The 6799-nt window shown below is 42.2% G+C and carries 3 protein-coding genes and 1 pseudogene; 2 read left to right on the forward strand and 2 right to left on the reverse strand.

The window, feature by feature from the left end; translation table 11 throughout:
• Positions 1-98: 98 nt before the first annotated feature.
• On the reverse strand, positions 99-1049 hold the full coding sequence (locus QAS77_RS09485; protein ID WP_305065174.1) for a hypothetical protein: 951 nt from the start codon (positions 1047-1049) through the stop codon (positions 99-101).
• Positions 1050-1512: 463 nt separating this feature from the next.
• On the opposite strand from QAS77_RS09485, the pseudogene QAS77_RS09490 reads away from it, so the two are divergent.
• Positions 1513-2092: pseudogene (locus QAS77_RS09490) on the forward strand (UbiA family prenyltransferase).
• 102 nt (positions 2093-2194) lie between these two features.
• Here the strand turns inward: QAS77_RS09490 and QAS77_RS09495 are convergent.
• Complete coding sequence (locus QAS77_RS09495) at positions 2195-2872, reverse strand: winged helix-turn-helix transcriptional regulator (RefSeq protein WP_305065175.1); 678 nt, start codon at positions 2870-2872, stop codon at positions 2195-2197.
• Between the two features lie 273 nt (positions 2873-3145).
• Here QAS77_RS09495 and QAS77_RS09500 point away from each other — a divergent pair.
• The coding region (locus tag QAS77_RS09500) for an alpha-2-macroglobulin family protein (RefSeq protein WP_305065177.1) at positions 3146-6799 on the forward strand (3654 nt) is incomplete at its 3' end.

The following is a 6799-nucleotide window of genomic DNA, read 5'->3' on the forward strand; positions in this document are numbered from 1 at the left end:
TTTTTCAACGGCCAGAATGGTTCCAATCGGAAAGGATATATTGGTGTTAGGAACTATTTCGTATGTTCTTAGTTTGTTTTGTTTTGTCACGATTCAAATCAGCTAAGGACACTTATATTTATTTTGATTGTCAAACTTGGGATACTGGTAAGAGTCGGAGCAGTTGTATATTGAGGGGGGAGGAGTGGCAGAAGGCAAGTGAGACTACCCTGTGTGTAATAAAGACCATCTGCTACAAAGTATTCTTTGCTTACTTCAACTTTAGCCGTATTAAATGCGATTTTGTAAGTTGATGTTAATGGTGCAGTATCTCCATTCTTCCATAAGTATGAAAATACATGCATTTCGGGTAGTTTTGTTTGTGGGGTCGGCTCTACTACATAAGTTGCAGACTCAAATTTTACTTTTGATGTTGATACTTCCTCAATATCTGAAGTGTAACGCATTAGATAGTAGATTAGACTACGCGTCTGTGGGTCTTGTGAGACACTAACATCCGTGTTAAGATCATTTGAATCTTGTAATACATGTGTGCTTTCTGGCCAAGTCATTGGTGTTTCATAGTAGTTTTGTAAAGTTTGATCAGGTATGACTTTTAAAGCTTCTGGGAAAACCAATTCGATGTATTCTCCTTCAGAGATATCGGATCCATACACCTCTTTTAATACATCTTTTTTGCTTTCATCGCTTGTAAATGTGTATGATTTTTCGACTGTTGGATACGGTAATACTGTTACAGACATCGTAGTAGGCAATATTTCATCTCTATTGTTTCTGTTCAACTCGGATGTAGGTTCAACTTCTACGGTTTGACCTTCATTTTCCAGTTTATCTACAAAATCATAGAACTTGTCAGTACATTCCACAACGTCGGTATAAGACGATGATTTGTCAGTGACTAATTCATTGTATTTTTCAACAGTAGCTAGAAGATCTTTTGTTAACATTTCTACACTTTCAGAAGACTGATCTTCTGTCGCTGCAAGTGATGGTGTCACAAACATTGCAAGTACCATCATCATGGCCAAAAATATTGAAATACGTTTCATTCTTTCTTTACCTCATTTTGTTTATCTATGAGGCAAACCACAAAAGTTTAAAAAAATTCAAAACGATTGTATATTTGCCTTTTTGTTTTGAGGGCTAGATTTAGCTGTCAGACTTTACAAAACCCTCAACCTCTTAACATAGTTTAGCCATCCTTTAAATAGTTCATGATGTTGCTTTATAATATCTATTTATTTTTCAAATTATAGATTTTAATTGTTCGTTTATCTTAATATTGACTAATGTACAATGAGAAACTTTTTTTAAAACCAGATTTTTTTGATATAATTATAAAACATGCTTCGTTTTGTATGGTTTTGAGGAGTTTATATGATTCGTCAAAATCCGTATATGTCAATTCTAAAATTGAAAGGAAGTATAGTAGATATTTTAGTTGTGACATTAAATTGTGCTATATTAGGAATGTGGGATTACAGGGCATTGCTTGTAATTCTTGCAGGAACAATGATTCACAGTGGATGTGACATAATAAATGATATCTTTGATTGTGAAATCGATAAAATATGCAAACCAACAGGTGCTATTGCTTCAGGGAAAATTTCTATCAGAAATGCATGGATCTATATGCTGATTCTCTTTTTAGCAGCATTATTGATCTCATTTAAACTAAGCTATCTTATTCTTATGCTTTTTATCAGGAATTATTATTGGTGGGATTTTGTACTCTCATCCAATGTTTCGATTTAAAGATATCCCAGGCGTTGCGATGTTGGATATGGCTGTCTGCTTTGCTCTTGAATCAATCGGACTCTGGAGTGTTTATTCTGCGTTGCCTCCAGATAGCTTAATTGTTGCTGCGTATGTCTTTGTATCGATATTTTCTCTTACGTTCATGAAAGACTTTAAAGATGTAGCAGGAGACATCAACTCGCTTCCTTTGAAGGTTGGGATTCATAAAGCAGCAGTTATTTGCAGTCTATTAACAATACTGCCAATGATTCCTTTGTTGTATGCAGCAACAAGTTTTCCACGTTTGTATCTTGCTTCATTGATCTATCTCGTATTGGCTGCGAGATGTGTTTAGATACTGCTTGATAATCCGGTAGCAAGGGGAAACAAACTCAAAGACAGAATGATTATGACACTTACATTGCCAAGTTTTGCAGTAATGTTGACAGAAATGGCATTAATCTTCTGAAGACATGCTTTTTAGATTTTCCAGTGTATCAGTTACTTCTTTAGTAGCTGGTACCTGGAAGAGTTCTTTTAATTTTGAAACTGCATTTTTGTCAATAAAAAATTCATCTACCGTTTTGTATTTGTTTAAAAGCATGCTGATCTTGATATCAGGATATCGATTGACAAGATAGTTCTTGCAGTAAACAGCTGCATCCTGATCAGATGTTGCTCTCCCGCTTATTACTGCCATTGTCTTGTCACCAAAGCAATGGTAAACGTTCTGCAGGATTACACATCCGGAAATTGTAGGAGTTACAACAATTTCACCAATATTTGAAAGATACTCCTCTGCCATCAATACGTGCTCTTTCTCAATCTGAAGCAATTGTTCTTCATTTTCTGCTTCTGCTAATATAATAAACTCTGTTGACAACCCAGCACGTTTCCAATTAGGAATGATTGTATATTTGTCAATCAAACCTTCTTTCTGCATATTCCTTGTGTGATATGTTACTGAATTTCCATCTTTAAAATCCAAGATATCGGCTAGTTCTGAATTGGTTACTTTACTGTTCTTTAAGAGAGTCAAAAGAATATGCATGTCAGTCTCTTTCAAATTTGAGACTTCTGATAGTAGTTGCGCAATTTTTTTAAATCTTTCTTGGTTGAGATCTTCATTGTTCATAACGATAAAAACATTAGTCAAAATAAAAACTTTTTCTTGTTTTTTCAGCTAATTTTAGATAAAATGACTACTTTATTGGTTCAGAAATTCAACCCTCGAATATTTGAGCTACAAATGCCTACATATTTTGTTTACTATCTTCTTTATTGTAACCTCGTTGTGAATGTGTTCTATAACTTCGAACAGTTTCGAAGTTTAAGCTAAGTTTATACACAATTGGCAACAATCATCTCTTACATATAAAAAAAATAATTGAACAAAGGTAGTGTCAAGATGAAATATATCGGGGTTACAAAAAAAGGATTCTGTTTATTGGTCTTGCTATCGTGCATTCTGCTGGCAGGATGTATCGGGCAGGACGATGGAAAAGTTCAAACTTCTTCCAATGAAGCTCTCTCCTATGATGAGGGAGGGACCTATTCCGAAGAAGATGAATATCTGTTGCTTGTACCGAAATCACTGTTCTCAGGTGGAGAAAGTTCTGTAACGATGTCTGCTTTCCTGGATGATGAACCGGTCAGCAGGGGCGTTGAATATACTCTTACCAGTGCATCAGGCGACATCACCCCATTGGTAAAGGCGGCCACATCCGAATCCGGTAACAGTGTGGCGAAGTTCGAAGTGCCGGATGTCGAAGAGGGAAGCTATACACTGACCGCAACACCCTCAGGTGCTGAAAAGGGTTTTACTACAACCGTTAAGGTGGTGCAGAACAATCCTATCTTCATCGAAACGGACAAACCTATCTACAAACCCGGGCAGACGATCCATGTCCGTCTTCTCAGCCTGAACAACAACCTTGTTCCTGTTGTTCAGAACACCACCGTTGAGATAGCTGATGCGAAAGGGGTGAAGATCTTCAAGGATGATCTGGTCACCAACGAGTATGGGGTTACCTACTTCGACCTTCCGCTTGCATCCGAGCTGAACCTTGGAACATGGAAGGTGAAAGCGACATCAGGAAGTTCGATGTCCGAAGTGGATATCAGGGTGGAGAAATATGTCCTCCCCAAGTTCGACCTCGAAACCTCCACTGAAAAAAGCTGGTTCCTTGCCGATGAACCTATTACAGGCACAGTCTCTGCTAACTATTTCTTCGGAAAGGTCGTTGAAGGTACTGTTGAGGTAAAGGCTTCCAGATACGTAGGTGTCTGGGAAGAATACTCAACGTCCACTGCGCCCCTTAAGGACGGAAATGTAGAATTTGCACTTCCTGCTGTTGGATATGTTGCAGGTACCTTTGGAGCCGGTGGTCAGGGCAGTGTCATGCTGAATGTGACTGTGACCGACACCGGTGGGAATAGTGAAGAAACTACGGAATTGTTCACCATAGCAGAGCATCCGTTCATATTGCAGATGATCCCGGAATCCAATTCCATCAAACCGGGAATGCCCCTTCAGGTCCTCCTTGTAACAAAGGACCCGGGAGGAGAACCCCTTGAAAAAGAGATAACCCTTGTTTCCAATTTCAGAGATGAGAATTACAACTACGACGAGAGCAAAGAGACCTATACAACACAGAACGGTGTTGCTCTGGTAACTTTAGAGATACCTGAAGATGCTGTGAGCGTTGAATTATCTGCTGTTTCAGAAGAAGTTGAAGTTAGCAGTACGTTGAATTCGGTCTATTCCCCAAGTGCCAGCTTCCTGCACTTGAGCCAGGTAAGTGAAGGCATACCGGAAGTCGGGGATGTGATATCTTTCAAGGTCTATTCAACTAATGTGGGAACGGTATTCTATGATGTTTTCGCAAACGGCAGGACTGTATACTCTGCAACCAGTGATGAACCGCAGATAAATATCCCTGTCACGCCACAGATGAGCCCGTCAGCGAAGGTCATTGCTTACATGATAAATCCGAACAATGAGGTTTCTGCTGACAGCCTGCCATTCGATGTCAAGTTCAGCACGCAGGTAGACCTTTCCACAGGGTTCGATAAGGAAACTGTGGCACCGGGTGACGCTGTTTCCGTTGAAATGGATGCAGGCACGAAGTCCATGATAGGACTTTCCATTGTGGACGAATCCGTATATGCATTGAGCGAGGGCAGGCTGAATTTGAAACAGGTGTTCGATGAGCTTGAAATTCGCTTTATGGAACCTCAGGTCGAAGCGCATCCTCAATATTTTGGATACCAAACAACTGCTTATGATGTCCTTGATGATGCCGGGATGATAGTGCTGGCCTCCGGCAGTCTTGAGATACCAAGATCAGGAACTAATGAAGATGTGAGGTTTGTTGATTTCGCAGGAGCAATGTTTGAAATGGATGATATGGTTGTGGATGAAGCTGTAATGGAGATGCCCATGGAAGAAGCTCCAATGGATGACAAAGCAGGTTCAGAGGAGCAGCTTGCGGAAGTGGAGAGAGTACGCCAGTTCTTCCCTGAAACATGGATATGGATGCCTGATATTCTGACAGATGATAACGGAAGGGCAACCCTTGATCTGAATGCACCTGACTCTATCACTAAATGGAGACTTCATGCAGTATCATCAGGTCCGGAAGGCATCGGAATATCCGAAGCAGGACTTACGGTGTTCCAGGACTTCTTTATCGACCCTGATCTGCCTTATGCTGTTATTCGTGGCGAGGAGTTCCCTGTTCAGGTACAGGTGTACAACTATCTCGACAAGCCTCAGAATGTGAAGCTGACGCTTTCCGGTGCAGAATGGTTCGAGCTGGTCGGCGATGATGTTGTTGAAGTGAGCGTGGATGCCAATAGTGTGACCCATGTGAGTTTCACCATTCGTCCCACCAAGGTCGGGGTGCAGACAGTTGAACTGACAGGACAGACCACTGAGAAAGCGGATGCTATCCGTAAGACGATCATCGTTGAGGCTGAAGGGGTTACCAGAGAGATAGTGGATAATGGTATCCTTAAGAACGGTACCGTTGAGCTGGACGCAACACTGCCTGCTGCGATCGTACCGGATTCCGAGAAAGTCATACTGAGCTTTACGCCAAGCATCGTAGCCCAGACCATCAGCGGAGTCGATGACCTGTTGGGCATGCCTTACGGATGCGGTGAACAGAACATGATGTTGTTCTCCACCGATGTTGAGGTGTTGCGCTATCTCAAGGCCACCGGTCAGCAGAATCCCGAGGTACAGGCCAAAGCATTGACGTTCATCACGACCGGATATCAGAGAGAGCTCACTTTCAGGCATGCCGATGGCTCTTTCTCTGCTTTTGGAGAGAGCGATGGGGAAGGCAGCCTGTGGCTCACCTCTTTTGTGCTTTCCCAGTTCAGTGGTGCCAGGGACCTGACGACCATTGATGAGAATGTTGTAAGGGAAGCAGCGGAGTGGATAGGTTCACATCAGAAAGAGGACGGTTCATGGGAAGCGGTCGGCTTCGTTATCCATGAGGATATGATGGGAGGTGTGAGCGGCACTTATGCCCTTACGGCCTATGTGACACTGGCACTCGATGAATACGGCTATGCTACCCCTCAGGTATTGGATAATGCCCGAAGCTATCTGGAAGCGGAACTTGATAAGCAGGACGATCCATACGCTCTTGCCATAGGAACTCTTGCGCTTCAAAAACTTGAGAGCGACAGGGCAGATGAGGCAATGGAGAGACTCCTTGAGCTGGCAAAAGAGGATGAGAATGGCGTTTATTGGGGATACGACGATGTCCTGGCTGAGCCTTACGAGTATGGAGGCTATGGTTTCCATCCCATCTCAAGCAAGAACGTTGAAACCACAGCCTATGCCACACTTGCATTGATCGAAACGAATGACCCAAGGGCAAGCTCATCCTTGAAGTGGATAGCAGCCCAGCGTAATTCCAATGGCGGTTTTTCAAGCACGCAGGATACTGTTATGGCTTTTAGGGCATTGATGACGGCGGCAGCGGTTGCAGGAAGGGATGTGGATGCTAATGTTACTGTCAGCGGGGATGGAGTGGAACTCAAGGGC

Origin of the sequence: Methanococcoides sp. (genome assembly GCF_030594565.1) — an archaeon.
Lineage (GTDB): Archaea > Halobacteriota > Methanosarcinia > Methanosarcinales > Methanosarcinaceae > Methanococcoides > Methanococcoides seepicolus.

What these genes read in the sequence shown, in the direction of transcription:
- QAS77_RS09485 (WP_305065174.1), bottom strand. Translation starts at nt 1,049, where the DNA reads ATGAAACGTATTTCAATATTTTTGGCCATGATGATGGTACTTGCAATG.
- QAS77_RS09495 (WP_305065175.1), bottom strand. Translation starts at nt 2,872, where the DNA reads ATGAACAATGAAGATCTCAACCAAGAAAGATTTAAAAAAATTGCGCAA.